At 66.1% G+C, this 23759-nt stretch carries 27 protein-coding genes; 13 read left to right on the top strand and 14 right to left on the bottom strand.

Going from position 1 to position 23759, the window contains the following annotated elements; all coding sequences use genetic code 11:
* The 3 genes from ntrX to dusB all read right to left on the bottom strand — a co-directional run bounded on the left by ntrX (position 1) and on the right by dusB (position 4701).
* On the bottom strand, positions 1-1380 hold the full coding sequence (ntrX, locus tag NUW81_RS00995) for a nitrogen assimilation response regulator NtrX (protein ID WP_245109409.1): 1380 nt from the start codon (positions 1378-1380) through the stop codon (positions 1-3).
* Positions 1380-3599: a sensor histidine kinase NtrY-like gene (locus NUW81_RS01000; protein ID WP_245109411.1), complete on the bottom strand. Its 2220-nt coding sequence runs from the start codon at positions 3597-3599 to the stop codon at positions 1380-1382. The genes ntrX and NUW81_RS01000 overlap by 1 nt, the downstream gene beginning before the upstream one ends.
* A 97-nt stretch (positions 3600-3696) precedes the next feature.
* Complete coding sequence (gene dusB / locus NUW81_RS01005) at positions 3697-4701, bottom strand: tRNA dihydrouridine synthase DusB (RefSeq protein ID WP_245109413.1); 1005 nt, start codon at positions 4699-4701, stop codon at positions 3697-3699.
* A gap of 84 nt (positions 4702-4785) precedes the next feature.
* Here dusB and NUW81_RS01010 point away from each other — a divergent pair, with 84 nt between their 5' ends.
* Both NUW81_RS01010 and NUW81_RS01015 read left to right on the top strand, forming a co-directional pair.
* A complete protein-coding gene (locus NUW81_RS01010) occupies positions 4786-5940 on the top strand; it encodes a bifunctional 2-C-methyl-D-erythritol 4-phosphate cytidylyltransferase/2-C-methyl-D-erythritol 2,4-cyclodiphosphate synthase (RefSeq protein WP_245109416.1) in 1155 nt (384 codons plus the stop codon).
* Entirely contained in the window at positions 5937-6428 is a 492-nt protein-coding gene (locus NUW81_RS01015) for a CinA family protein (protein ID WP_245109418.1), read from the top strand. Before NUW81_RS01010 ends, NUW81_RS01015 begins: the two co-directional genes overlap by 4 nt.
* Here NUW81_RS01015 and NUW81_RS01020 read toward each other — a convergent pair.
* Both NUW81_RS01020 and lipA read right to left on the bottom strand, forming a co-directional pair.
* On the bottom strand, positions 6389-6850 hold the full coding sequence (locus NUW81_RS01020) for a type II toxin-antitoxin system RatA family toxin (protein ID WP_245109421.1): 462 nt from the start codon (positions 6848-6850) through the stop codon (positions 6389-6391). The two genes, NUW81_RS01015 and NUW81_RS01020, sit on opposite strands and share 40 nt — an antisense overlap.
* Positions 6850-7770, bottom strand: a complete 921-nt coding sequence (gene lipA, locus NUW81_RS01025) for a lipoyl synthase (RefSeq protein WP_245109424.1) — start codon at positions 7768-7770, stop codon at positions 6850-6852. The genes NUW81_RS01020 and lipA overlap by 1 nt, the downstream gene beginning before the upstream one ends.
* Positions 7771-7849: 79 nt before the next feature.
* Between lipA and NUW81_RS01030 the strand changes: the two genes are divergently transcribed.
* The 3 genes from NUW81_RS01030 to NUW81_RS01040 are packed head-to-tail and all read left to right on the top strand — an operon-like array spanning position 7850 to position 9722.
* Positions 7850-8794, top strand: coding sequence for a sodium-dependent bicarbonate transport family permease (locus NUW81_RS01030; RefSeq protein ID WP_245109427.1), 945 nt, complete (start codon positions 7850-7852; stop codon positions 8792-8794).
* Positions 8794-9099: a P-II family nitrogen regulator gene (locus NUW81_RS01035; protein WP_245109430.1), complete on the top strand. Its 306-nt coding sequence runs from the start codon at positions 8794-8796 to the stop codon at positions 9097-9099. The genes NUW81_RS01030 and NUW81_RS01035 overlap by 1 nt, the downstream gene beginning before the upstream one ends.
* The gene (locus NUW81_RS01040; protein ID WP_245109432.1) at positions 9099-9722 is read left to right on the top strand and encodes a carbonic anhydrase; all 624 of its coding nucleotides are present in this window, start codon (positions 9099-9101) and stop codon (positions 9720-9722) included. Before NUW81_RS01035 ends, NUW81_RS01040 begins: the two co-directional genes overlap by 1 nt.
* Here the strand turns inward: NUW81_RS01040 and NUW81_RS01045 are convergent.
* Entirely contained in the window at positions 9719-10063 is a 345-nt protein-coding gene (locus NUW81_RS01045; protein ID WP_245109434.1) for a YMGG-like glycine zipper-containing protein, read from the bottom strand. The genes NUW81_RS01040 and NUW81_RS01045 overlap by 4 nt on opposite strands.
* A gap of 106 nt (positions 10064-10169) precedes the next feature.
* On the opposite strand from NUW81_RS01045, the gene NUW81_RS01050 reads away from it, so the two are divergent.
* From NUW81_RS01050 to NUW81_RS01060, 3 genes are read left to right on the top strand one after another with little or no spacing between them, the layout of a single operon-like run.
* Complete coding sequence (locus tag NUW81_RS01050; RefSeq protein ID WP_245109436.1) at positions 10170-10901, top strand: NYN domain-containing protein; 732 nt, start codon at positions 10170-10172, stop codon at positions 10899-10901.
* 60 nt (positions 10902-10961) lie between these two features.
* On the top strand, positions 10962-11489 hold the full coding sequence (locus tag NUW81_RS01055) for a pyridoxamine 5'-phosphate oxidase family protein (RefSeq protein ID WP_245109438.1): 528 nt from the start codon (positions 10962-10964) through the stop codon (positions 11487-11489).
* An 11-nt stretch (positions 11490-11500) separates the two neighbouring features.
* On the top strand, positions 11501-11758 hold the full coding sequence (locus NUW81_RS01060) for a hypothetical protein (RefSeq protein ID WP_245109440.1): 258 nt from the start codon (positions 11501-11503) through the stop codon (positions 11756-11758).
* A gap of 56 nt (positions 11759-11814) precedes the next feature.
* Here the strand turns inward: NUW81_RS01060 and NUW81_RS01065 are convergent, their stop codons facing one another.
* Positions 11815-12102 carry a DUF1905 domain-containing protein gene (locus NUW81_RS01065; RefSeq protein WP_245109443.1) on the bottom strand — a complete coding sequence of 96 codons (288 nt, stop codon included), beginning with the start codon at positions 12100-12102 and terminating at the stop codon, positions 11815-11817.
* Entirely contained in the window at positions 12099-12434 is a 336-nt protein-coding gene (locus NUW81_RS01070; RefSeq protein WP_245109445.1) for a hypothetical protein, read from the bottom strand. The genes NUW81_RS01065 and NUW81_RS01070 overlap by 4 nt, the downstream gene beginning before the upstream one ends.
* Before the next feature lie 71 nt (positions 12435-12505).
* Between NUW81_RS01070 and NUW81_RS01075 the strand changes: the two genes are divergently transcribed.
* The 4 genes from NUW81_RS01075 (at position 12506) to NUW81_RS01090 (ending at position 15210) form a co-directional block, all read left to right on the top strand.
* Positions 12506-13090, top strand: a complete 585-nt coding sequence (locus NUW81_RS01075; RefSeq protein ID WP_245109448.1) for a pyridoxamine 5'-phosphate oxidase family protein — start codon at positions 12506-12508, stop codon at positions 13088-13090.
* Positions 13091-13228: 138 nt separating this feature from the next.
* Complete coding sequence (locus tag NUW81_RS01080; RefSeq protein ID WP_245109451.1) at positions 13229-13726, top strand: hypothetical protein; 498 nt, start codon at positions 13229-13231, stop codon at positions 13724-13726.
* A gap of 129 nt (positions 13727-13855) precedes the next feature.
* Positions 13856-14620 (top strand): transporter, encoded by a 765-nt coding sequence (locus NUW81_RS01085; RefSeq protein WP_245109454.1) that lies wholly within the window; start codon positions 13856-13858, stop codon positions 14618-14620.
* 152 nt (positions 14621-14772) lie between these two features.
* Positions 14773-15210: a hypothetical protein gene (locus NUW81_RS01090; protein ID WP_245109458.1), complete on the top strand. Its 438-nt coding sequence runs from the start codon at positions 14773-14775 to the stop codon at positions 15208-15210.
* Between the two features lie 6 nt (positions 15211-15216).
* Here the strand turns inward: NUW81_RS01090 and NUW81_RS01095 are convergent, their stop codons facing one another.
* From NUW81_RS01095 to NUW81_RS01120, 6 genes are all read right to left on the bottom strand, one after another.
* Positions 15217-16632 (bottom strand): GGDEF domain-containing protein, encoded by a 1416-nt coding sequence (locus tag NUW81_RS01095; RefSeq protein ID WP_245109461.1) that lies wholly within the window; start codon positions 16630-16632, stop codon positions 15217-15219.
* Positions 16633-16806: 174 nt separating this feature from the next.
* On the bottom strand, positions 16807-18486 hold the full coding sequence (ettA, locus tag NUW81_RS01100) for an energy-dependent translational throttle protein EttA (RefSeq protein ID WP_245109463.1): 1680 nt from the start codon (positions 18484-18486) through the stop codon (positions 16807-16809).
* A 246-nt stretch (positions 18487-18732) separates the two neighbouring features.
* On the bottom strand, positions 18733-20367 hold the full coding sequence (locus tag NUW81_RS01105; protein WP_245109465.1) for a long-chain fatty acid--CoA ligase: 1635 nt from the start codon (positions 20365-20367) through the stop codon (positions 18733-18735).
* A gap of 68 nt (positions 20368-20435) precedes the next feature.
* Entirely contained in the window at positions 20436-20561 is a 126-nt protein-coding gene (locus NUW81_RS01110) for a hypothetical protein (RefSeq protein WP_260508518.1), read from the bottom strand.
* 9 nt (positions 20562-20570) lie between these two features.
* A complete protein-coding gene (locus NUW81_RS01115; protein ID WP_245113608.1) occupies positions 20571-20894 on the bottom strand; it encodes a YbaB/EbfC family nucleoid-associated protein in 324 nt (107 codons plus the stop codon).
* A gap of 8 nt (positions 20895-20902) precedes the next feature.
* On the bottom strand, positions 20903-22687 hold the full coding sequence (locus NUW81_RS01120; protein WP_376741963.1) for a DNA polymerase III subunit gamma/tau: 1785 nt from the start codon (positions 22685-22687) through the stop codon (positions 20903-20905).
* Between the two features lie 142 nt (positions 22688-22829).
* On the opposite strand from NUW81_RS01120, the gene NUW81_RS01125 reads away from it, so the two are divergent.
* Complete coding sequence (locus NUW81_RS01125; RefSeq protein ID WP_245109471.1) at positions 22830-23714, top strand: hypothetical protein; 885 nt, start codon at positions 22830-22832, stop codon at positions 23712-23714.
* Positions 23715-23759: the final 45 nt, after the last annotated feature.

Consider the following 23759-nt stretch of genomic DNA (forward strand, 5'->3'; position numbering starts at 1 on the left):
TCAGTTCTTGTCGCGCTTGTCCGTGACGCCCAGCGCCTTCAGCTTGCGGTGAAGGGCCGAGCGTTCCATCCCGATGAACGCGGCGGTGCGGCTGATGTTGCCGGAGAAACGACGGATCTGGACGCGCAGATATTCGCGCTCGAAATTCTCGCGCGCCTCCCTGAGCGGCGAGCCCATCATGGCAACGGTCGAGGTCGCGCTCTTGTTGTCACTGCCACCATCGGTGACTTCGGGCGGCAAAAGATCGATCTCGATGCAGTCGACCCGGTCGCCGGGGGTGAGGATCATGGTGCGCTCGATGATGTTCCTGAGCTGGCGCACGTTGCCGGGCCATTCATGCGCCTGGAGCGCGGCCATCGCCTCGTCCGACACGCGCGGCGGGCGCACGCGGCGCTCGGCGGCGAAGCGGGCGAGGAAGTGGCCGACGAGCAGCGCGATATCCTCGCGGCGCTGGTTCAGCGGCGGGATGGTCACGGGCACGACGTTGAGGCGGTAGAAGAGGTCTTCGCGAAAGCGCCCCTCCTCGATCTCCTTCTGGAGGTCGCGCGAGGTGGCCGAGAGCACGCGCACGTCGACCTTTACGGGGCGGTCGCCATGGACGCGGTGGAAGCTCTGGTCGGTAAGGACGCGCAGGATCTTGGCCTGCGTGTTGAGCGGCATGTCGGCGATCTCGTCAAGGAACAGCGTGCCGCCATGCGCCTGTTCGAGGAGGCCGGGACGGGCGACGCCGCCTTCCTCGATACCGAACAGTTCCTCCTCGACCCGCTCGGGCGCCATCATGGCGGCGGAGACGACGACGAAGGGGCCGTTGGCGCGCGGGCTCCAGTTGTGGATCATCCGCGCGGCGATTTCCTTGCCGACGCCTGCAGGGCCGTTGATCATGACGCGGCTGCCGGTGGGCGCCACGCGCTTCAGGGTGGCGCGGACCGAGTTGATGGTCGAGGACGAGCCTTCGAGTTGCTCGTCCCGCATGGTCTGCTTTTTGAGCTGCGCATTCTCGCGGCGCAGGCGATCGGTCTCGGTGGCGCGCGCGACGAGGTGGAGCAGCTTGCCCGCCTCGAAGGGCTTTTCGATGAAGTCGACCGCGCCCGCGCGCACCGCGGCGACGGCGGTGTCGAGATTGCCATGGCCCGAGATCATGATGACGGGCAGCGAGGCATCGCGTTTCTTGACCTCCTCGAGGAGCTGTAGGCCGTCCATGTCGGAGCCCTGCAGCCAGACATCGAGCAGCGCGAGATGCGGACGGCGCCGCTCGATCGCTTCGAGTGCCTCGCGGCTGTTGGCGGCGGTGCGCACGTCATAACCTTCGTCCTCGAGCACGCCCGAGACCAGTTCGCGGATATCTTCCTCGTCGTCGACTACCAGGATCTCAAGAGCCATCAGATATCCTCATCATATTCGTTATCGTCACCGGCACGGGTGAGCGGGGTGCCGGGTTCGCCCTCGGCGCGATCCTCGAGCCGGGCGGCATCGAAGCTGATCCGGACGCGGGTGCCCCCGCCCTCCCGATCGAAAAAGGCCAGCTGGCCTGCATGTTCCTCGACGATCTTCTTGACGATGGCGAGGCCGAGCCCGGTGCCGCGCACGCGCGTGGTCATGTAAGGCTCGGTCATGCGCTCGCGGTCGGCGGGCAGGCCGATGCCGGTATCGTCGAGGAGGATGGTGAGTTCGCCGCCCTCGCGTTCGAGCTTCATGGCGATGAAATCGCCTTCCTCGCGCGCCTCGCCCTTCTTGCGGCGTGCCTCGATCGCCTCGACCGCATTCTTGACGATGTTGGTGAGCGCCTGTGCCAGCTGGCGGCGGTCACAGACCATGCGCACGGGGCCGCGCGCGGGATCGATCGAGAAATGGATGCCGGGATGCGCGACCTCGTGGAGGAAGAGCGCGGCGCGGGCGATGTCATGCACGTCCTCGTCGCGGAACGAGGGCTTGGGCATGCGCGCGAAGTTGGAGAATTCATCGACCATGCGGCGAAGGTCGCCGACCTGCCGGACGATCGTCTGGGTCAGCCGCTCGAAGGTGTCGTCATCCTGCGGGATGGTGTCGCCATAGCGGCGCTGGAGCCGTTCGGCGGCGAGCTGGATCGGGGTGAGAGGGTTCTTGATCTCGTGGGCGATGCGGCGCGCGATGTCGGACCAGGCGGCGCGCCGCTGGTCGGACAGCTGGTCGGTGACATCATCGAAGGTCAGCACCGCGCCGTCCTCGTAGCGCACACGCTTGACCGCAAGCGTGCGCGGGCCCGCCTTGGTGGCGAGTTCGAGCGTTGTCTCCTGGCTCGCGCCCGAGAGGAATTCGCCGAGTTCTGGCGAGCGATCGATGAGGCGTTCGCCCTCGAGGTTCACATCCTCGTCGGCGAGTAGCAGTAGCGCCGAGCGGTTGATGAGGAGGATGCGGTCCTCCTCGTCGGTCGCGATGACGCCGGCGGTGACCGAGGACAGGACCGCCTCGATGAAGGCACGGCGGAGGTCGAGTTCCTCGTTGGCGGTCAGGAGCGCGCCGGTCTGTTCCTCGATCCGGCTCGTCATGCGGTTGAAGGCGGTGGCGAGCGTTGCGATCTCGTCGGCGCTCGCCTGCGGCGGTACGCGCGCGGTAAAGTCGCCCTCCTCGACGCGGTTGGCGGCGGCGACGAGCTGGCCCACGGGGCGCGCGATGCGGTCGGCGAGCTTGAGGGCCGCGAAGATGGCGAGCGCGACGATGAAGATGGCGCCGATCAGCAGCGCGGCATTAAAGCGAAGTTGGTTCACGCGGCTACGCTGGATGATGTCGTTATAGGCGGTCATCACCCCTTCGGCGCGGATGATGCTCTCGGCCAGATTGCCTTCGACATAGCGGTTGGCGATGAGATAGCCGTTCTCGCTCTCAGGCAGCTTGATGAAGATGCTGATGCGGTCGATCGCGTCGAGGAGCACGGCATTGCCCGCGTCCGCATCATCCTTGGTGGCGAGGATCTGCTCCTCGTCGATCAACCCGTCGAAGTCGTTGACGGTGACGAGCGCCTCGATCTCCCCATTGTCGCCGATCGCGATCAGGGCCGCCTCGTTCAAGGTGCGATAATAGACCTGTTCTTCCACGAAGAGCCGGAATTCCTCGCTCTCGACGGGCACCTCCTGGAGGGTGAACATGATGTCGGCCGCCATGTAGGCGGCTTCCTCGGACACATCGAACTGCTCGTTCTCGAGCGTCGAGGTGGCGAGCGACACGGTGTCCTCGAGCATGGTGCGCGCGCGGTCGGAGAACCAGAATTCGAGCCCCGACTGGATCAGCAGCGAGGCGAAGATGGCGACCGTGACGGTCGGGACCGCGGCGATGATCGAAAAGAGCGCGACGAGGCGCGTGTGGATCTGGCCGGTCCCTACTCCCTGCCTCTTGCCGCGATACTGGGCGATGCGGCGCGACAGGAGGACCATCAGGATGATGGCGGGGATGAGATTGCCGACCATCAGGAGTGCGATGAGTGGCGGACTCAGCAAGGTGGGTCGGCCGTGATCGTGAAGCAGGAGATCGGCAGAATAGGCGAGCGTGCCGATGAGGACGACCGCTGCGATGACTGTCGCGAGGCGCAGCCGCGTCGAGCGCGACGACCAGTGCAGTGGCTTCAAGGCCTGCGGAGAATCACTGACGGCATTCATTCCGTGCAACGCCTAGCACGGAAGCGTTGCATGAAAAACACAGTTTGGCGGCTAGGCCTCAGTGAGGTCAGGCGGCGGCGCGCTGGGCGTCGATGAATCGACCGTAGTAGTCGCGCAGCAGCTGCTTTACCTCCGCCGCGCTCTCGACGGTGTTGACGTGGTTGCGGAACTCCGCCGAGCCGTGGAGGCCCTTGGTGTACCAGCCGAGATGCTTGCGCGCGCAATTGACGCCGACGCGCTCGCCATAGAGCGCGATCATGTCGTCATATTGCTCGAGGATCACGTCGAGCTGCTCGGCGAGCGGCGGTGCGTCCTTGGCCTCGCCGTGACAGAGATCGGCGATCATCTGTCCGAGAAGCCACGGTTTGCCATAGGCCCCGCGGCCGACCATGACCCCGTCGGCGCCCGACTGGTCGAGCGCGGCATGGGCGTCCTCGATCGCGTTGATGTCGCCGTTGACGATCACGGGGAGGCTGGTTGCTTCCTTGACGTTGCGGACAAAGGCCCAGTCGGCACTGCCGCGGTACATCTGGTTGCGGGTGCGGCCGTGAACCGTGATCATCTGCGCGCCGAGATCCTCGGCGATGCGCGCGAGTTCGGGGGCGTTGAGGCTGTCGTGGCACCAGCCCATGCGCATCTTGACCGTCACCGGCACCTTCACCGCCTTCACCGTCGCCTCGATCAGCGAGGCGGCGAGCGGCAGGTCGCGCATGAGGCTGGACCCGGCATAGCCGTTGACGACCTTCTTCACGGGGCAGCCCATGTTGATGTCGATGATCGCGGCGCCCTTGTCCTCGTTCAATTTGGCCGCCTCGGCCATGCGGGTCGGCTCGCAGCCCGCCAGCTGGAGCGAGACGGGTTCCTCCGACGGATCCCAGGTCGCCTTCTGGAGGCTCTGCTTGGTCTCGCGGATCATCGCTTCCGAAGCGATCATCTCCGAAACGGTCAGGCCGCAGCCATAGCGCTTGACGATCTTGCGGAAAGGCGTGTCGGTCACCCCCGTCATCGGCGCGAGGATGACGGGTTCGGCGATCTCGATGTCGCCGATCTTGATGGGCTTCAGGCGGGTCATGGTAGCGCGCCTTTACGGAATTTCGCCTGATCGCGCAATGAACGGCCCTTCACAGGGCGGCAATTGCGCGGCAAGGCTGGCGCCATGCAAGTGACCGCCCTCATCGTCGCCGCCGGTTCGGGCACCCGCATGGGCGGCGAGACACCCAAGCAGTATCGCAAGATCGCCGGCAAGGCCGTGATCGCTCATGCGGTGGACGCGTTGATCGACCATCCGAGGATCGATGCGGTTCGCGTCGTGATCGGCAAGGGGCAGGAAGAGGAGGCGCGCGCGGCGCTCGGCGAGCGCGACGTCGGCGCCTTCATCGTCGGTGGCGCGAGCCGGAGCGAGAGCGTGGGCAACGGGCTGGCGGCGATCGATACGAGCCACGTCCTCGTCCATGACGCCGCCCGCCCCTTCTGCCCCGCCGAGGTCGTCGACCGGCTCGTCGAGGCGCTGCATACATATTCTGCGGTCGTGCCTGTTCTTGACGTGCCCGACACGGTGGCGCGATCCGACGGCGCCTTTCTGACCCTATCCGAGAGCCGCGAGGGGCTGGTGCGGGTTCAGACTCCGCAAGCCTTCTTAGCCACTGATTTAATTGATACATTTCAGAAACATTCGAGCGGTGCTACAGCGCCGCCAACGGATGAGGCGAGCGTGATTCGAGCGGCAGGACTGCCGGTCGCCACGGTCGCCGGCGATCCGCTCTTGGACAAGTTGACGGTGCCCGCCGATTGGGCGCGCGCCGAGATGATGCTGGAGGCACGAATGGCACCGCGCACGGGGCTGGGTTTCGACGTACATGCTTTTGGCGGCCCGGGGCCGGTCATGCTCGGCGGGATCGCCATCCCGCATGACACGGGGCTCAAGGGGCATAGCGATGCCGATGTGCTCCTCCACGCCATCACCGATGCGTTGCTCGGTGCCGCCGGCATGGGCGATATCGGCGAGCATTTCCCGCCCACGGATGCGCGCTGGAAGGGCGCGGCCTCCGACCAGTTCCTCGCCCATGCGGCCAAACTCGTGCGCGATGCGGGCGGCACCATCGATCATGTCGATGCCACGGTGATCTGCGAGGCGCCAAAGGTCGGCCCGCACCGCGATGCGATCCGCTCGCGGATCGCGCGCATCCTCGGGCTGCGCGACAGCCAGGTCAGCATCAAGGCGACCACGACCGAGAAGCTGGGCTTCACCGGTCGGCGCGAGGGGATCGCCTGCCAGGCGATCGCCAATATCCGCATGGGCGTCGAGGCTTGAGCGAAGTCGCGCCCGCGCTGGTCGAGGCCGCTGCGGGGGTGCTCGAGGCGCATCGCAAGGCGGGCACGCGGGTGGCGATGGCCGAAAGCTGTACCGGCGGGCTGGTCTCGGCGGCGCTGACGGCGATTGCCGGCTCGTCGGATGTCTTCACCGCGGGATTCGTGACGTACGCCAATGAAGCAAAGGTGCGGATGGTCGGGGTCGAGCCGGTCCTGATCGAACTGCATGGCGCGGTGTCGCGCGAGGTCGCGACGGCAATGGCCGAGGGCGCGCTGTCGCGCTCGGGCGCCGATGTGGCGGTGGCGATCACGGGCGTTGCCGGCCCCGGTGGGGGATCGGCGGCAAAGCCCGTCGGCACGGTCTGGTTCGCGCGCGCCTCGTCGGACGGCGCGACGACGGTGGTGCTCAAGAATTTCGACGAGGATGCGGGCCGCGAGGCGATCCGCACTCAGGCGGCGTCGGAAGCGCTCTCGCTCTTGTTGCCGTAGAGTTCGTCGGCGCGGGCGATGAAGGCGTCGGTCATGCGGCGCAATGCACGATCGAACATCTGCCCCGCCACCGTCTCGAAGATGCGGTTCTTGAAGGCGAAGTCGACGCAGAAGCCGAGCTTGGTGCCCCCCTGCCCGTCGGGCTCGAAGGTCCATTCATTGTGCAGGAACTTCAACGGCCCCTCGACATAGTCGACGGTGATCTTGTCCGGCCGTTCCTTCTTCACGCGGCTCGTGAAACGCTCCTTGAAGGCCTTGAAGCCGACGATGAGGTCGGCGACCAGTTCCTCGTCGCTCTCGGAACGGACGCGCACCGCGCTGACCCACGGCAGGAATTCGTCATAACGGCCGACATCGGCGACGAGCTCGAACAGCTGTTCGGGCGAATAAGGAAGGCTTCTCGTCTCGGAGTGGCGCGGCATTAACGCTTGCCGGCTTTCGCAAGCTGGGCTTCGCGATTGGCGCGCATCTTCTCGAAATCGTCACCCGCATGGTAGCTCGAACGCGTCAGCGGCGAGGCGGCGACGAGGAGGAAGCCCTTGGCGCGGCCGATCGAGGCATAAGCGTCGAAGGTCTTCGGATTGACGAATTCCTTGACCTCGGCGTGCTTGGGCGTGGGCTGGAGATACTGGCCCATCGTCAGGAAATCGATGTCGGCCGAGCGCATGTCGTCCATCACCTGATGCACTTCGAGGCGCTCCTCGCCGAGCCCAAGCATGATGCCCGACTTGGTGAAGATCGACGGGTCGAGCTTCTTGACCGTCTCGAGGAGGCGCAGCGAGGCATAATAGCGCGCGCCGGGGCGGATCGTGGGATAAAGCCTCGGGACCGTCTCGAGATTGTGGTTGAACACGTCGGGACGCGCCTCGACGATTTTCTCGATCGCCTGCTCGTGCTTGCCGCGGAAATCGGGGGTAAGGATCTCGATGGTCGTGTCGGGCGTGTGCTCGCGCAGCGCCCTGATGACCTTCACGAACTGGTCGGCGCCGCCGTCGGGAAGGTCGTCGCGGTCCACACTCGTGATGACGATATGCTTGAGGCCCATCTTGGCCGCCGCGATCGCCGTATTCTCGGGCTCCATCGGATTGACCGGACGCGGCATGCCCGTCTTGACGTTGCAGAAGGCGCAGGCGCGCGTGCAGGTGTCGCCGAGGATCATCACCGTGGCATGCTTCTTGTCCCAGCATTCGCCGATATTGGGACAGGCGGCTTCCTCGCACACCGTGGCAAGGCCGAGCTCGCGCATCAGGCCCTTGGTCTCGTTATACCCCTTCGAGACGGGCGCCTTGACGCGGATCCAGTCGGGTTTGCGTTTGGTCGGAGGTGTCACGGGTGCGTTCATGGGCGCCGAGATAGCGATCAGGCTTGCCATTGCCAAGCCTTGTGGCCTAGCCCGACGCTGTACTTTCATTGGGGGCTCCATGATCCTTGAGACACTGACCTCGCCGATCATCCTGTTCTTCGTCCTCGGCATGTTCGCCGGCTTCGCCCGGTCGGACCTTTCGATCCCCGAAGCGATGGCCAAGGCGATGGCCATCTACCTGATGGTGGCGATCGGCCTCAAAGGCGGGGTCGCGATCGCAGAGGCGGGGATTACCACCGAGTTGCTGCTGGCGGGCGCGGCCGGGATCGGCTTGAGTTTCCTCGTCCCCTACCCGGCCTATTTCCTTCTCTCTCGCTTCGGGGGGTTGAAGCGGGTCGATGCGGCCGCGACCGCCGCCCATTACGGCTCGGTCAGTCTCGTCACCTACATCACCGCGATCGAGATGTTCGATGCTGCCGGAATGCCCGCGGCGGGCTTCATGGTCGCGGTGCTCGCGCTGATGGAAGGCCCGGCGATCATTTCGGGCCTCTCGCTGGCCGCCAAGGATAGCGACAGCACGAAGGGCGAGCTGCTGCACGAGGTGCTGCTCAACAGCTCGGTCGTGCTGCTCATCGGTTCGATGCTGATCGGGTATATCGCTGGGCCCGAGGGCTTCGCACCGATCGCGCCGACATTCGCCGTCGGCTACAAGGGGATCCTCGCGCTGTTCCTGCTCGACATGGGGCTCATCGCATCGCGTCGCCTGCGCGAGACGCGGGCCATCACCTGGCGGCTCGCGACCCTCGGCATCGCCATGCCGGTCGTGAACGGGGTCATCGGGGTCACGCTCGGGACGCTGCTCGGGCTCGATGTCGGCACCGCCGCCGTGCTCGGCGTGCTCGCCGCCAGCGCCTCCTACATCGCCGTTCCCGCCGCCATGCGCCTTGCGCTGCCGCAGGCCGATCCCGGCATCTATCTCTCGATGTCGCTGGGGATTACCTTCCCCTTCAACGTCGTCGTCAACATCGCCTTTCTCAGCTGGCTCGCAGGAGTGCTCGCGTAATGGAACTGACCAGGATGAAACGCGTCGAGATCCTCGTCGAGGAGCAGCTCGTCCCGCGGCTCGGCAAGATCGTGCGCAACGCCGGTTTTTCGGGTCATACGGTGATGCAGGTCCTCGAGGGACGCGGCGCCGGCGGGGCCTGGCAGGACGAGCGGCTGACGGGCTCGAGCAAGGTCATGATGCTGGCGATCGGTACGTCCGAGGATGCCGACAAGCTACTCGAGGAGATCGCGCCGATGCTCGACAGCCATCGCCTTCTCCTGACCATCGGCGATGTCGAGGTCGTCCGGCGGGAGCGTTTCTGATGCCCGAGTTTCGCGAACTTCTCGACGGTTATCACCGCTTTCGTCGCAACGATTATCACCGTCACAGGGGGCGTTGGGAGGAACTGGCGGAGGGCCAGCAGCCGCCGGTCATGATCATTGCCTGCTGTGACAGCAGGGTTGATCCCGCGACCGTCTTCGACCTGCTGCCCGGGCAGGCCTTCGTGCTGCGCAATGTGGCCAATATCGTCCCGCCATTCGACGTCGAGGCGGGGCTCGCCGGCGTTCGATCGGCGATCGAATTCGGGGTAACCGGTCTTGGTGTGCGCCACGTGGTGGTCATGGGCCACGGGGCTTGCGGCGGCATCAAGGCCGCGCTCGCGGGTGGCGACCAGGGCGCACCCGGCCACAGCCATCTCGACGACTGGATCAGCCTGATTGACGAGCCGCGCGATGCCGTGGTGGCCAACGAGGCGATCGCGGACAAACAGCTGGCGCTCGAACAGGCGGCGATCCGCCACAGCCTCGCGAACCTGCGGACCTTTCCCTATATCGCCGAACGCGAAGCAGCCGGGAAGCTAAAGCTCCACGGCTGCCATTTCACCATCGGTGAAGGCCGCCTCCTCGTCCTCGACGAGGAGAGCGGCGAGTTCATGATCGACTAGCATTCCGCGTCATAGTCGTAGACCGGATTGCCATTGTCATCGACATAGTAGCAATAGCCGCGCGTATCGCGGTAATATTGCTTGCCCTTGATGATCGCGCCGGCGATCGCGCCGATGGCGGCGCCCGCGGCGGCACCTTCGGCCACGCCGACACCGTCGACCACCGCGCCGACGGCCGCACCCGCGACACCGCCGATGGCGGCGCCCTTGGCGGCGCGCTCGAGCTGGTCGTTGTTGCGGCTGCCGTAATAGGGGTCGTCATAGCCGTAAGGATCGTTGGTCGCGCAGCCCGTTACCAGAAGGCCTGCCACCAGCATCGCTCCGCCCGTCTTCATACCCATCGCAACTTCTCCCTTGTCTTGAACGTCACTGGGTGACGGACGAAGGGGATAGGCCTTTCGTTCCGCCACCGAACCGCTATGTGAGACGGATGGGAATGAACGACAGATGAGTGGGCGCCAGAACCGCAACAGCGAAGAGGAGCTCAATATCGCGCTCCTGATCGATGCCGACAATGCCAGCCCCGATCACCTCGACGAGGTGCTGACCGTCCTCGCCGAACTGGGCGAGATCAATGTGCGCCGCGCCTATGGCAACTGGCGCAAGCCCGCGCTCAAGACGTGGGGCGAACTCACGGGGCGTCACTCGATCGTGCCGGTCCAGCAGTTCGACGTGGTCAAGGGCAAGTCGGCGACCGACATGCGGATGGTGATCGACGCGATGGACCTCCTCTATCGCGGCACCATCGACGGCTTCGGGCTGATGAGCTCGGACAGCGACTTCCTCCCCCTCGCCCAGCGGCTGCGCGAGGACGGGCTGCCGGTCTATGGCTTCGGCACCGCCAAGACGCCCTTTTCGTTCAAGCAGGCCTGTACGCGCTTCTTCGACGTCGCCGCGCTGGCCGCCAAGAGCAGCGACAATGGCGCCGAGGCCGATACGGCGGAGCGCGCGGTGGATGACGAACTGCTCGCCATCCTCGGCAATGCCTACAAGGCCTCCAAGCGCGACGAGGAAGGCTATACCCCGCTCGCCGAACTGGGGCAGCGCGCCAAGGCGGTGTCGAGCTTTGCCGTGCGCAATTACGGCTTCACCCGCCTGTCCGATCTCGTCCGCAGCCTCGACCACTATGACGTGAAGAAAGGCGCCGACGGACGACTGGTGGTGAAACGGCTGCGGTAGGACGCGGAACGGCGCTCCTTTTCCACCCGTTTTAGGAGGGAATGGAAAAAGGAGCGTTTGATGTTTTTCAAGAATGACAAGAGCGACGCAGAAGTACGCCGCGACCTCGAGGCCAAGCTGTGGAAGGCGCTCGGCTCGTCGAGCCCGTTCGTCATGCTCGGCCTGCAGGGTGTCGAGGACAGCCGCACGCGCCCGATGACGGTGCAGATCGATGGCGAAGGCGCGGGCCGCAAGATCTATTTCTTCGCCGACAAGCGCGAGAGCCTCGTCGAAGGGCTTGGCCAGAGCCACCGTGCGATCGCCAGCTTCCAGGACAAGGGGCATGACCTGTTCGCCCATATCCACGGCAATCTCGTCGTCGATAACGACCGTGTGGTGATCGACCGCCTGTGGAACTCGATGATCGCGCCCTGGTATGAAGGCGGCAAGGATGATCCCAACCTCGTCCTCCTGCGCTTCGATACCGAGACCGCGAATGTCTGGGAAAATGCGGGTGCCGAACATCTCGTGCAGGCGGCCGTGGACTTCCTCGGCGGTGACCCCGAGCAGCCCGATTACGAGAACCACCGCGCCGACGTGAATTTGTAAGGAGAGCCAGGATGAGCGAGCAGGACCTCAATCGCCGCGCAGAGACGGCGAAACAGAATGACGACAGCGACATTCTCGAGCGTAGCCTCGAGACGCCCAGCTTCCAGGGTCGCTTCCAGGGCGACCTCAACACCGATGTGGGCACGCAGGCCGCGCTCGAGCGGGTCGATGACCCCGACGCCACCGAGGGTGTGACCAAGCAGGACGATATCAATCACGGCCTGCGCACGCCGGTGCAGGACGTGCCGGGCGGTCGTGGTAGCGGCTGAGCCGTTATCGCCATCTGATCGCGGAGGGGCTGGCATTTGCCGGCCCCTTTTTCGTGTCAGCCGCAGACCTCGAGGCTGATGGCGACCACGCTCCCCTCTCCCAGCCCCTCGGCGTCGCGGACGGCCTTTTTCAACGGCAGCAGGAAGCTTCCCGACTGGCGGTCGGGAAAGAGCGAGGTGCGCCAGACGCTGGCTCCCAGGCGGACGGCGACCTTGATGGAGCCGAAGCCGCCGCGGCGTCCTTCGGCCTCGAAGCGCGCTTCGGCGGCCGCCTCTTCGGGCAGCGTGACAAAATACCAGTTGCCGCCCGACCAGCGGTGCACGCGTGCCTCGAAGCCGATCATCGCGCGGCGCGCGGGGCGAACATCTGCGAGACGGTGCAGTCGGGATAGCGGTCGCGCGTCACCTCGAGCGCGGCAGTGTCGAGGAGGCGGTGGTCGAGGACATAGACGTGGCGTGGCAGCGCGCCTTCGCAGGCGATCCGCATGTGCGCATAATCCTCCGCCGCGAGCCGGTGGACCATGAAACGGGGCCAGAGCTCCTCACCGAGCCCGCGCCACTCGTAGGCGGGGATCGACAGGCGCGCGCCGAGCGCCTTGGCGCCGGGCACGGCCACCATCATGGCTGCGGCGGTCGCAACCGCGCCGCCGATCGTCTTGAGCGATCCGTCCATCATGGCGCGCTGCACTAGACGAAAAGGCGGCGCCAAGGCTAGTCCCGAGGACGCGCTGCTGACAGGAGACCCGCATGGCCCAGCCCGATACGCTCGACGCGGTCCTCGCCGACGCCCTCGACCGGCTCGAGGAAGGCGCGCGCAATCGCAAGAACGCCATGCACCTGCCGGTTGTCGCGACCGCCGATGCCGATGCGCGGGTGATGGTGCTCCGCCATGTCGACCGCGAGGCGCGGGCGCTGCGCTTCCACACCGACCTGCGCGCGCCCAAGGTGGCAGCGCTGGCCGCCGATCCGCGGATCGGGCTGCTCGCTTATGATCCCGAGGCGCATGTGCAGCTTCGCATGCGCGGGGAAGGACGGATCGAACGCGACGGCGCCGAGGTGGAGGAGGCCTGGGGCGCGAGCAGCAATTTCGCGCGGCGCTGCTATCTTGCCCCCCACCCGCCGAGCAGCGCGCATGGGGCCCCCCTCCCCAACCTTCCCGAGGATGTCCGCGATGCCGAACCCGACCCGGCGCGGCTCGAGGAGGAGGCGCGCGCCAATTTCGCGATCCTCAAGGTCCGGCTCGACGAGATCGACTGGTTCAGCCTCGCGCATGACGGCCATCGCCGCGCCCTGTGGCGGCGCGAGGGTCAGTCGACATGGTTAGCGCCCTAGCAAGTCCGATCAGTTCGTCGCGGCGCTAGCTTCGGTTCGCCGATAACCGTTCACCCCGCCTATACCCCCAGATTGACCCGGCACCCGCCTCGGGGCTCAACCTGCGGTCCTAGTAAGTATCCCGGGGAGTGGACGATTATGACCAAGAAGACGATGCTGGTGGCTGCGGCCGCCGCGATGTTCGCGATCACGCCCGTCATGGCACAGGATGCCGGCGGCGAGGATCCCGACACCGAAACCGACGGTGACACCGAAACCGACACCGACACCGAGGCGGACGAGGGCACCGAGCCCGACACCGATACCGAGGAAGGCGAAGCCACCGAAGGCGAAGAAGCCACCGAGGGTGAAGAGGTTGAAGACGTCGAGGACGGTGAGGAAACCGCCTCGAACGGCCTCGGCGCGACCGTTAAGGAAATGGCGCAGGGCGAACGCGACCCCGAGCGCAATGGTATCGGCTATGCCGTGCGCGAGCTCGCCCGTCCCGAGCATGTGAGCGAAGCGCGCGCCGCCGCCGAGGAAGCGCGTGCGCAGGCCCGCGTCGCCCGCGAGGAAGCCCGTGCTGCCCGCGAGGAAGCGCGCGAAGCTCGCCGGGCTGCCAAGGAAGCCCGCGAGAACGGTCGCGGTCGCCCGTAAGCTCTCACGTCATGAGACAAGGTCGGTCGCCTTCCCGAGCCTGGCTCACCGGAAGCCGACCGATCGCGAAGGGGCACCGCCTTAAGGGAGATGGCGGTGCCCCTTCCCTTTTTCAGAAAGACAGATTCGATGTTCCGACTTCTCACGCTTGCCGCGGGGGCGAGCATGATTGCCGCCGGCCCCGCTGCCGCCCAGCGCGTCACCGTGTCGACCGGGGTGGACTATTCCTCGGGCGACTATGGCACCGATACCGACACCAGCATCCTCGTCATCCCCTTCAGCCTGCGGGCCTCGAAGGACCGCTGGACCTTCGGCGCCTCCATGCCCTTCATCTCGATCGACGGGTCGGACAGCGTCGTCGGCGGCGGCGGCGGCCCGATCGTCGGTGGCGGTAACGATACGAGCTCGAGCCGTTCCGGGCTCGGCGACCTGTCGCTGCGCGGCGGCTATGAGATCTTCGACCGCAATGGCGCCGAATTCTCGGTCGGCGGCAAGGTCAAGCTGCCCACCGGGAGCGAGGAGGACAATCTGTCGACCGGCGAGGCCGACTTCTCGCTCGGCGGCGAATTTGCCCTGACGCGCGGCGATGTCACGCCCTTCGTCGAGCTCGGTTATCGCTGGCTTGGCGATCCCGAGGGCCGCAACCTGCGCAACGGCAGCTACGGCACGCTCGGCGCGAGCGTCATCCTGCCGTCCGACATGGTGGGTATTGTCAGCTATGACTATAGCGCGGCGAGCACCGGCGGCATCGACGACAGCCATTCGCTGTTCGGCGGGCTCGTGACGCGGCTCAACCGGCGCCTCAGCCTGACCGGCTATGGCACGGTCGGCCTGTCCGAAGGCGCGCCCGACTATGGCGTTGGCGTGCTGCTCAGCGTTCGCGCCAAGGACTGAGCGGGGCGGGGCCCGGGCCCCGTCCCCTTACCCCTCGCCTTTTCGCAGGCCATTCGTCGCTTCTACGAACGGCGGGTTGAACCCGCGCGTCAGCCTTCCCATTTCCACTGTATTGCTGTAACCATACAGCAGGTCGGAAAGGAAGGTCCATCATGAACGAACAGGCCGAGGCCCGCGAAAGGGCAAAGGAGCATATCGCGCGCTTCAAGGAGTTGGCGATGCAGGCGCGCGACGAGTTTCTCGCCGCGATCGGCGAGATGCGCGACATGTCGCAGGACGACTGGAAGTGCCGCGCCGAGCATGTCCGCGACAATATGCAGCACCAGGCCGCGCAGATGCGTGACCGGGCCGCGCGGCAGGCCGAACGGGCAGCGCATCAGGCGCGCAAGGCTGCGGAGCGTGCCGAGCGGCAGGCGCAGAAAGCCGCCGAACGTGCGGCGCGGGCCGCCGACATGCCCGATCCCGCCCAGCGTGCGGCGGAAAAGGCGCAGGCCCGGGTCGACCGGCTCGAGGCCAAGCTCGAGGCTGCGAAGCAGGCTGCGCGCGACGCCGCCGAGCGCGCGGGGCGCAACGAGGACGACAAGAGCTAGGGCGAGCTAGGGCGCTAGCGCGATGTTGACGCGGTCGCCCTCGTGGGGCGCTGCATCATCGTCGCTGAAAGCCGCGAGCTCGCAGCGGTTCCGGCCGCCATCCTTGGCGCGGTAGAGCGCGGCGTCCGCATCGCGCAGCATCTCGCCCGGAAGCCGGTGTTCGGGACCGAAATCGGCAAGCCCGATGCTCAACGTCACCGCGTCGGGACCGTCCGACGGCCACGGCGTGGCCGCCGCCGCCTCGCGCAGGAGTTCGCACAGGTCGAGGCGGTCGCGCGCGCTGACCCCTTCGAAGATGACGAGGAATTCCTCGCCGCCGAGCCGCCCGAGTTTGCCGATGGGGCCGAGCTGGTCGCGCATCAGCGAGGTGATGGTGGCGAGGATCTGGTCGCCTTTCTCGTGGCCGAAGCGGTCGTTGATGCGCTTGAAATGGTCGAGGTCGATCATCGCGATCGACAGCGGGCGCTTGGTCCGGCGCGCGGACTTCATCGCGGCATCGAGCTGCGTGAGGATCTTGCGTCGCGTCGCCAGCCCCGTGAGGGCGTCGGTCTCCGCCAGTTCGAGATTGGCTTCCGCTTCGGCCTCGCGCTGCGTCAGCAGCACCGCCAGCGGCAGGGTCGAGGCGATGAGGCAGAGCAGATAGGCCTGGAAATAGAGGACCTGGCTGACGATATTCTCGAAGGCGAGGCTGACCGGCCCCTCGCCCATCGCAGTGAATAGCGAGCCGATGGCGGTGACGATGACCATCGCCACGGCGGTGCCGCTGACCCCGATGGCAAAGGTAGCGAAGGCGAGCCCCGCCATCGGCAGGAACAGCAGCGGATAGTCGGTCTGGCCGAAGGCGGCGACCGATAATCCCGCGACCATCGCAAGCACGGCAAGCGCCTTGAAGCTGGCGAGGCGGCGGCGTCCGCGCCGGTCCTGCACGAGGAACATGATGGTGGGCGTGACCGTGGCCATGCCGAGGAGAACGGTGGTGGCCCAGCTCGACAGGAAGGTGGGCGACAGGTTCATCGACAGGCCCGCCGCCATGACCGTGCTGGCAGCAGTGCCGGCAGCCATGGCGATGAGGAAGCGGAGCAGCGTCTCGGGGGTGACGAAAGAGGTGCCGCGGCGCGGCCCCATGATGCGCCAGACGACGAGGCCCTCGATGATGTTGGCGATGGTGTAGCCGCCCGCCTCGAGCCAGCTGATGCCGCCCCAGAGGTTCGCGCCGAGGCTCGCGGTGGCGACGCCGGCGATGAGCGGGCCGCGATAGTCTCGGGAGGTAAGGAGGAGCCCGGCGATGAAGACGCCGCTGGCGGGCCAGATGGCCGCGATGCCGTCCTCGCCGCCCGTGACGTAGAGCGCGGCGATGGCACAGCCGAAATACAGCACCGAAAAGATGGCCACGCCGCCAAGGGCGCGATACCGATCCGTCATCAAATCCCCCAGATTGGCGGACGCCCCCGTCCGCGATTGTGCTCCTGTTTAGCGCGAACGAGGCGACTTGTCAGCCGCGTTGCGAAAGCTTGTTGTCATGCGTTGCAAAAGAGAAAGGCCCCCTTCCCGTGGAGGAAGGAGGCCTTTGCTTTTTGCGCTCGCGGCCGGTCGGGCCTAGCGCGTCAGCTTTTTGTAGGCGAGGCGCGTCGGGCGGTCGGCGGCGTCGCCGAGGCGGCGGCGCTTGTCTTCCTCATAGGCCTCGAAGTTCCCTTCGAACCATTCGACATGGCTGTCGCCCTCGAAAGCGAGGATGTGCGTGGCGAGACGGTCGAGGAAGAAGCGGTCGTGGCTGATGACCACGGCGCAACCCGCGAAATTCTCGATCGCTTCCTCGAGCGCGCCGAGCGTCTCGACGTCGAGGTCATTGGTCGGTTCGTCGAGCAGGAGGACGTTGCCACCCTCCTTGAGCATCTTGGCGATGTGGACGCGGTTACGCTCACCGCCCGACAGCTTGCCGACGTTCTTCTGCTGGTCCGCGCCCTTGAAGTTGAAGGCGCCGACATAGGCACGGGTCGAGGTGTCGTGGCCGTTGACCTGCATGTAGTCGAGGCCGTCGGAGATTTCTTCCCAGACGTTGTTCTTGGGATCGAGGTCATCGCGCGACTGGTCGACATAGCCGAGGCGGACGGTCTCGCCGACCTCGATCTTGCCGCTGTCGGGCGTTTCCTGGCCGGTGATGATCTTGAACAGCGTCGACTTACCCGCGCCGTTGGGGCCGATCACGCCGACGATGCCGCCGGGCGGCAGGGTGAAGCTGAGGTTCTCGAACAGGAGCTTGTCGCCATAGGCCTTGGAAATGTTCTCGGCCTCGATGACCTTGCCGCCGAGGCGCTCGGGCACCTGGATGACGATCTGCGCCTTGCCGGGCTTGCGATCGCCCTGCGCGTCCTGCAGTTCCTCGAACTTGCGGATACGCGCCTTGGACTTGGTCTGGCGCGCCTTCGGCGATTGGCGGATCCATTCGAGTTCGCGCGACAGGCTCTTCTGACGGCCGCTTTCCTCGCGGGCTTCCTGCTCGAGGCGCTTGGCCTTCTTCTCGAGATAGGTCGAGTAATTGCCCTCGTAGGGGAAGTATTTGCCGCGATCCAATTCGAGGATCCAGCCGACGACATTGTCGAGGAAGTAGCGGTCGTGGGTGATCATCAGCACCGCGCCGGCATATTCCTTGAGGTGATTTTCGAGCCACTCGACGCTCTCGGCATCGAGGTGGTTGGTCGGTTCGTCGAGGAGCAGGATGTCGGGCTTCTGGATGAGCAGGCGGGTGAGCGCGACACGGCGCTTTTCACCGCCCGACAGGTTCGACACCGAGGCATCGGACGGCGGGCAGCGCAGCGCTTCCATCGCGATCTCGAGCTGGTTGTCGAGGGTCCAGCCGTCGACCGCGTCGATCTCTTCCTGCAGCTCGCCCATCTCGGCCATCAGCGCGTCGAAATCGGCGTCGGCGGGCGGGTCGCCCATCAGCGTGGTGATCTCGTTGAAGCGGTCGACCTTGTCGGCGATCTCGCGCGCACCGTCCTTGACGTTCTCGAGCACGGTCTTGCTCTCGTCGAGCTGCGGCTCCTGCGGGAGATAGCCGACGGTGATGTTCTCGCCCGGCCAGGCCTCGCCCTGGAAGTCCTTGTCGATGCCGGCCATGATCTTCATGAGCGTCGACTTGCCCGCGCCGTTGGGGCCCACGATGCCGATCTTGGCACCCTGGTAGAATTGCAGGTTGATATTCTCGAGCACCGGCTTCTGGGCACCGGGGAAGGACTTGGTCATGTCCTTCATGACGAAAGCGTATTGAGCGGCCATGGGTCGCAAATGTCCTTGAATAGGAGTGGAAAATTCGAAGTGGCGGTTAGCCCAACTTAGCCGGAGACGCTACCCCTTAGTGATTGGGACAGTAGCCGTCCTCATAAAGCGGGGAGGCCGCCGGATTATCGAAGCACTCGAATATGAGCCGCTGACGTTCGAGGCGTTTGTAGTCTCGATACTCATACCCTGCCCCCACGAGTAACCCGCCGAGCACCATCCCGAGAGCGAGGTTTTTCCAGCGCATCAGTCGCGTCCCGTCATCGCCTCCACGCCCTCGAAGCGATAGTCCTTGAACTGCTCGCGCAGCGTCTTCTTGGACAGCTTGCCAGTGGCGGTGTGCGGGAGTTCGTCGACGAACTCGACGGCATCGGGCAGCCACCATTTGGCGACGTCGCCGCGGATGCCCTCGACCACGTCCTCGCCGGTGACGTGATGGCCTTCCTCGCGCACGCACACGAGCAGCGGGCGCTCGTCCCACTTGGGGTGGAAGATGCCGATGCAGGCGGCCTCGGCCACCCCGTCGACGCCGATGGCGGCATTTTCAAGCTCGATGGAGGAAATCCATTCGCCGCCCGACTTGATGACATCCTTCGAGCGGTCGGTGATCTGCATGGTGCCGTCGGGATGGAGCGCGGCGACATCGCCGGTCGAGAACCAGCCGTCGGCATCGATGGCGGGTTCGTCTTCCTTGAAATAGCGCTCGATCACCCAGGCGCCGCGCACCTGCAGGTCGCCGCTGGCCTTGCCGTCGCGGGGCAGCACATTGCCCTCGTCATCGACGATGCGCATTTCGATGCCGAAGGGCACCCTGCCCTGACGCGCGGTCCATTCGATCTGCTCTTCGTCGGACATGTCGTCCCAGCCTGCTGGCTTGCCGGCGAGGCTGCCGATGGGGCTGAGTTCGGTCATGCCCCACGCATGGCCAACCTCGATGCCATGCTCGCGGAACCACTTGATCATGGCGCGCGGTGCGGCCGAGCCGCCGATGGTGACGGTCTTCAGATTGTCGAGCGTGTCGCCGGTCTTCTCGATATGCGCGATCATGTCGACCCAGATGGTCGGCACGCCCGCCGAATGGGTCACCTTTTCGTCGCGGAACAGATCGACCATGCGCTTGGCGGTATAGTCGGCCGAGAGCACCATCTTGCAGCCAACGAGCGGCGCGGCCCAGGGCAGGCCCCAGGCATTGGCGTGGAACATGGGCACGATGGGGAGCGCGCAGTCGCGCTTGCCGAGATCGAAGCAGTCGGGCTGCACCTCGGCGAGGGCGTGGAGGACCATGCCGCGATGCTCGTAGATGACGCCCTTGGGATTGCCGGTGGTGCCAGAGGTGTAGCACAGGCCGATGGGATCGCGTTCGTCGGCCTCGACCCACTGGTAGTCGTCATCCTCGGCGCCGATCCATTCCTCGAACGAGGGGTCGCCTTCCCAGCCTTCGGGCGGATCGTAGACGATGTAATGCTCGATGGTCTTCCATGCGGGCTTCATCGCGTCGACGAGCGGTTTCATCATCGCATCGTAAAGAAGGACGCGGTCCTCGGCATGGTTGCCGATGTAGGCGAGCTGCTCGGGGAACAGGCGCGGGTTGATGGTGTGGAGCACCCCGCCCATGCCGATGGCGCCATACCAGCTGATCAGGTGGCGCTCGTGGTTCATCGCCAGCGTGGCGACGCGGTCACCCTTCTTGAGTCCGAGCTTTTCGAGCGCCTTTGCCATCTTGCGCGCCTTGGAGGCGATCTCGCCCCAGGTCGTGCGGGTCATCGAGCCGTCGGCCCAAGCCGAGACGACTTCGCGATCCCCATGTTCGCGCTCGGCGTGATCGACGAGCCGCATGACATTGAGCGGCCAGTCCTGTTGGGTTCCGAGGCGAATGGTCATCTTGCGTCTACTCCTGCTCCTGACAGGAATGTACGCTAAGCGGGATTTCCGTGGCCCGCAACGGGCCTTTAGGCGCTAGCGGGGATGGTCGCCCTGCCCCGCCGCGACAGGAACTGGGCATGCAGGAGCGGCAGCATCGTGCCGGCGAGAGTGGCGCGCGTCGCCTGCCGCCTCCGGCGGGCGACGCGCGCCATATGCTTGGCCTAGAAAGGCATCTTCATGCCGGGCGGAAGCGGAAAGCCCGACGTGGCCTTCTTCATTTCCTCGGCGGCGGCCATGTCGGCCTTGGCCTTGGCGTCGTTGAAGGCGGCGGCGACAAGGTCTTCCACCATGCCCTTTTCCTCGGGCTTCATCAGGCTCTCGTCGATCTCGACGCGGATGATGCGGCCTTTTGCCGAGGCGCGGACCTTGACGAGCCCGCCGCCCGCCTGACCCTCGACCTCGATTTCGTCGAGCTTGTTCTGGGCGTTGGCGAGGTCTTCCTGCGCCTTCTGGGCCATGGCGAGGATGTCGTTCATATCGGGCATGTCGGGCATTAGCTTGCGTCCTTGATCTCTTCGAGGCTGGCGTCGGGGAACGCCGTGGTGACGGCCTTGACCATCGGGTCGGCCAGCACGCGTTCGCGGTCGGCCTGTTGGCGCATTACCTCGGCTTCGGCAAGGCTCGGTGCGCCGCCATGTTCCTGTAGCACGATTTCCCAATTCTCGCCCGTTACCTGCTTGGCGGCGGCGGCGAGGTCGCGGGTGAAGTCGCTGTCGAGCGGCGCCTTGGGCTGCAGCACGAGGCGGCCGGGCGCATAGTCGACGAGCCCGATCTTGTCATGAAGGTCCACCCCGAGGCGCGGGCGCGCATCGTCGATGAGGTGATAAAGCTCCATGAAGTCGCCGGGCAACGAGGGCGCGAGTGGCTCGGGCTCGGGCGCGGCAGCCGGGGCCGTCGGGGTCGGTGCTGCTACTGCAGGCTCTGCCGCTTCGGCTTCCCACGGGGCCGGTTTGGGTGCCGGCTCCGGAGCGGGCGCTTCGGCTTCGACTGTCGGCGTCCGCGCGGCAGGGCTTTCTGCGGGCGCGGGCGTCGGCGCGGCGGCGGGCGCATTGCCTTGCTGCGGCTTGGGCGGTGCCTTGCCGCCGGCCAGCGCGTCGATGATCGCGCCGGGATCGGGCATGCCCGCGGCATGGATGACGCGCAGCAGCGCCATGTCGGCGGCCTCGCGCGGGTCGGGCGCGACCTCGACATCCTTCAGCCCCTTGAGAAGGAGCTGCCAGAGCATGTGAAGCTGCGGCCAGCCGAGCGTCCCGGCATCCCTCGCGATCGCTTCCTGCTCCTCGGCGGAGCGCAGGACATCGTCGCTGCCACTCGCCTTGCGGCGGCTGATGGCATGGAGGCTGTCGAGCAGGCCGCGCAGCAGCGCGCCGGGCTCGACGCCCAGTTCATGCGCGCGGTCGAGACCCTCAAGCATGGCACCCGCATCGCCCTCGAGGATGAGATCGAGCAGCTTGCGCACGCTGCCGCGGTCGGCGAGACCGAGCATGTCGCGCACGTCGGCGGCCTTCACCATGTCGCCGCCATGGGCGATCGCCTGGTCGAGCAGCGACAGGCCGTCGCGCACCGATCCTTCAGCGGCGCGCGCGATGATGGCGAGCGCATCGGGTTCGACGCCGATGCCTTCCTTCTCGGCGATGCCGGCGAAATGGTCGGCGAGCTGGTCGGCGGAGATGCGGCGCAAGTCAAAGCGCTGGCAGCGCGACAGCACCGTCACCGGCACCTTGTCGACCTCGGTCGTGGCGAACAGGAATTTGACGTGGGGCGGCGGCTCCTCGAGCGTCTTCAGGATCGCGTTGAAGGCGCTCTTGGAGAGCATGTGGACTTCGTCGATGATGTAAATCTTGTAGCGCGCCGAGACCGAGGCATAGCGCACCGCCTCGATGATCTCGCGCATGTCGTCGACGCCGGTGTGGCTGGCGGCGTCCATCTCCACGACGTCGATATGACGCCCCTCGGCGATCGCCTGGCAGGGCTCGCAGACGCCGCACGGGCTGATCGTCGGGCCGCCATTGCCGTCGGGACCGACGCAGTTCAGCGCCTTCGCCATGAGACGCGCGGTCGAGGTCTTGCCGACCCCGCGCACGCCGGTCATCAGGAAGGCATGGGCGATGCGGTCGGTCTCGATCGCATTGGCGAGCGTGCGGACCATCGCGTCCTGCCCGATCAGCTCGTTGAAGCTCTGCGGGCGGTATTTGCGCGCGAGGACGCGGTAGGCCTCGTCCTTCTTTGCCGGTTCGAGCGGCTGTTCGGGCTCGTCGAGGCCAAGGCCGGGGCCCATGTCGACTGGCGGCTCGTCCTGCGGCGATTCGTGATCGTTCATGGAGCGAGCCTAGGCAAAGGCGCGGTGGATTGCGAGTGGCTGTCTACGTCGTCGCAAGGGCTAAAGGATTTGGCAACATCCTATAGCCTAATCGTCAAACATGAACAGAAAATCGCTCTTTCCGGCGCTTGCCGCCGCTCTCGCTTTCGCTGCCACGCCTGCCCATGCGGCTGCGGCGCCCGTGGATTTCGGCGACGACGAAGGCGTCTTTGCCAATGACGACGAGTGTGACGATCCGCGTTTCACCGGCGAGGGGTCCTCGGACATCGCGCCGATGCGCGCGCTGGTCGGCCATGACGCGACCGACTGCAAGACGGCGTACGAGGCCGGCACCATCCGTCTTGCCACCGCCGAGGAACTGCTCGCGGCCGAAGCCGCCACCGGCTCGCGCGACCTGCCGGTCGGCGATTTCGGCGATGACAGCTCGACCTGGGCGAATGACGGCGAATGCGACGATCCGCGTTTCCGCGGCACCGGCATGGCCTCGACGCTGAGCGACGATGACAATGGCCGCGACGCGACCGATTGCTCGACGCTTCTCGAGGCGGGCAAGATCCGCTGGTTCGACGCCGAAGAGGAAGCGCGGCTCCAGGCCGTGCCGGGCCCCGGCGGTTTCTTCTTCGGGTCAGACGGCAGCTCGCTCGCGAACAACGGCATTTGCGACGACATGCGTTTCATCGGCGAAGGCACCCACCCGATCCAGCTCGGCGAGGACATCCGCGCCGATGCTTCCGACTGCCGCGCGGGCTTCGAGGCGGGAACGGTGCGCCACCGCGTGCTTGAGACGGGGCCGTTCACCGCGCGTCCCGACGTCGCGAGGATCGATTTCGGTGACGACAGCAGCGATTATGCCAAGAACGACAAGTGCGACGATGCGCGCTTTGCCGGCGCCGGCATGAACCCGCCGCTCCTGCAGGACGATATCGGCCGCGATGCGACCGATTGCCGCGCCCTGTTCGAGGCGGGCCGCGTCGAGCTGCACTAGACGCAGCAACAGGCGATGATGGAGGGGTCGGCGCGTCCGGCCCCT

The sequence above is a fragment of the Sphingomicrobium aestuariivivum genome (genome assembly GCF_024721585.1).
GTDB lineage: Bacteria > Pseudomonadota > Alphaproteobacteria > Sphingomonadales > Sphingomonadaceae > Sphingomicrobium > Sphingomicrobium aestuariivivum.

What these genes read in the sequence shown, in the direction of transcription:
- dusB (WP_245109413.1), bottom strand. Translation starts at nt 4,701, where the DNA reads ATGACCCGCCTGAAGCCCATCAAGATCGGCGACATCGAGATCGCCGAA.
- NUW81_RS01080 (WP_245109451.1), top strand. Translation starts at nt 13,229, where the DNA reads ATGACCAAGAAGACGATGCTGGTGGCTGCGGCCGCCGCGATGTTCGCG.
- lipA (WP_245109424.1), bottom strand. Translation starts at nt 7,770, where the DNA reads ATGAACGCACCCGTGACACCTCCGACCAAACGCAAACCCGACTGGATC.
- NUW81_RS01035 (WP_245109430.1), top strand. Translation starts at nt 8,794, where the DNA reads ATGGAACTGACCAGGATGAAACGCGTCGAGATCCTCGTCGAGGAGCAG.
- NUW81_RS01045 (WP_245109434.1), bottom strand. Translation starts at nt 10,063, where the DNA reads ATGGGTATGAAGACGGGCGGAGCGATGCTGGTGGCAGGCCTTCTGGTA.
- NUW81_RS01010 (WP_245109416.1), top strand. Translation starts at nt 4,786, where the DNA reads ATGCAAGTGACCGCCCTCATCGTCGCCGCCGGTTCGGGCACCCGCATG.
- NUW81_RS01125 (WP_245109471.1), top strand. Translation starts at nt 22,830, where the DNA reads ATGAACAGAAAATCGCTCTTTCCGGCGCTTGCCGCCGCTCTCGCTTTC.
- ettA (WP_245109463.1), bottom strand. Translation starts at nt 18,486, where the DNA reads ATGGCCGCTCAATACGCTTTCGTCATGAAGGACATGACCAAGTCCTTC.
- NUW81_RS01085 (WP_245109454.1), top strand. Translation starts at nt 13,856, where the DNA reads ATGTTCCGACTTCTCACGCTTGCCGCGGGGGCGAGCATGATTGCCGCC.
- NUW81_RS01090 (WP_245109458.1), top strand. Translation starts at nt 14,773, where the DNA reads ATGAACGAACAGGCCGAGGCCCGCGAAAGGGCAAAGGAGCATATCGCG.
- NUW81_RS01075 (WP_245109448.1), top strand. Translation starts at nt 12,506, where the DNA reads ATGGCCCAGCCCGATACGCTCGACGCGGTCCTCGCCGACGCCCTCGAC.
- NUW81_RS01065 (WP_245109443.1), bottom strand. Translation starts at nt 12,102, where the DNA reads ATGATCGGCTTCGAGGCACGCGTGCACCGCTGGTCGGGCGGCAACTGG.
- NUW81_RS01060 (WP_245109440.1), top strand. Translation starts at nt 11,501, where the DNA reads ATGAGCGAGCAGGACCTCAATCGCCGCGCAGAGACGGCGAAACAGAAT.
- NUW81_RS01115 (WP_245113608.1), bottom strand. Translation starts at nt 20,894, where the DNA reads ATGCCCGATATGAACGACATCCTCGCCATGGCCCAGAAGGCGCAGGAA.
- NUW81_RS01040 (WP_245109432.1), top strand. Translation starts at nt 9,099, where the DNA reads ATGCCCGAGTTTCGCGAACTTCTCGACGGTTATCACCGCTTTCGTCGC.
- NUW81_RS01120 (WP_376741963.1), bottom strand. Translation starts at nt 22,687, where the DNA reads ATGGGCCCCGGCCTTGGCCTCGACGAGCCCGAACAGCCGCTCGAACCG.
- ntrX (WP_245109409.1), bottom strand. Translation starts at nt 1,380, where the DNA reads ATGGCTCTTGAGATCCTGGTAGTCGACGACGAGGAAGATATCCGCGAA.
- NUW81_RS01055 (WP_245109438.1), top strand. Translation starts at nt 10,962, where the DNA reads ATGTTTTTCAAGAATGACAAGAGCGACGCAGAAGTACGCCGCGACCTC.
- NUW81_RS01030 (WP_245109427.1), top strand. Translation starts at nt 7,850, where the DNA reads ATGATCCTTGAGACACTGACCTCGCCGATCATCCTGTTCTTCGTCCTC.
- NUW81_RS01095 (WP_245109461.1), bottom strand. Translation starts at nt 16,632, where the DNA reads ATGACGGATCGGTATCGCGCCCTTGGCGGCGTGGCCATCTTTTCGGTG.
- NUW81_RS01070 (WP_245109445.1), bottom strand. Translation starts at nt 12,434, where the DNA reads ATGATGGACGGATCGCTCAAGACGATCGGCGGCGCGGTTGCGACCGCC.
- NUW81_RS01050 (WP_245109436.1), top strand. Translation starts at nt 10,170, where the DNA reads ATGAGTGGGCGCCAGAACCGCAACAGCGAAGAGGAGCTCAATATCGCG.
- NUW81_RS01110 (WP_260508518.1), bottom strand. Translation starts at nt 20,561, where the DNA reads ATGGCGCGCGTCGCCCGCCGGAGGCGGCAGGCGACGCGCGCCACTCTC.
- NUW81_RS01105 (WP_245109465.1), bottom strand. Translation starts at nt 20,367, where the DNA reads ATGACCATTCGCCTCGGAACCCAACAGGACTGGCCGCTCAATGTCATG.
- NUW81_RS01020 (WP_245109421.1), bottom strand. Translation starts at nt 6,850, where the DNA reads ATGCCGCGCCACTCCGAGACGAGAAGCCTTCCTTATTCGCCCGAACAG.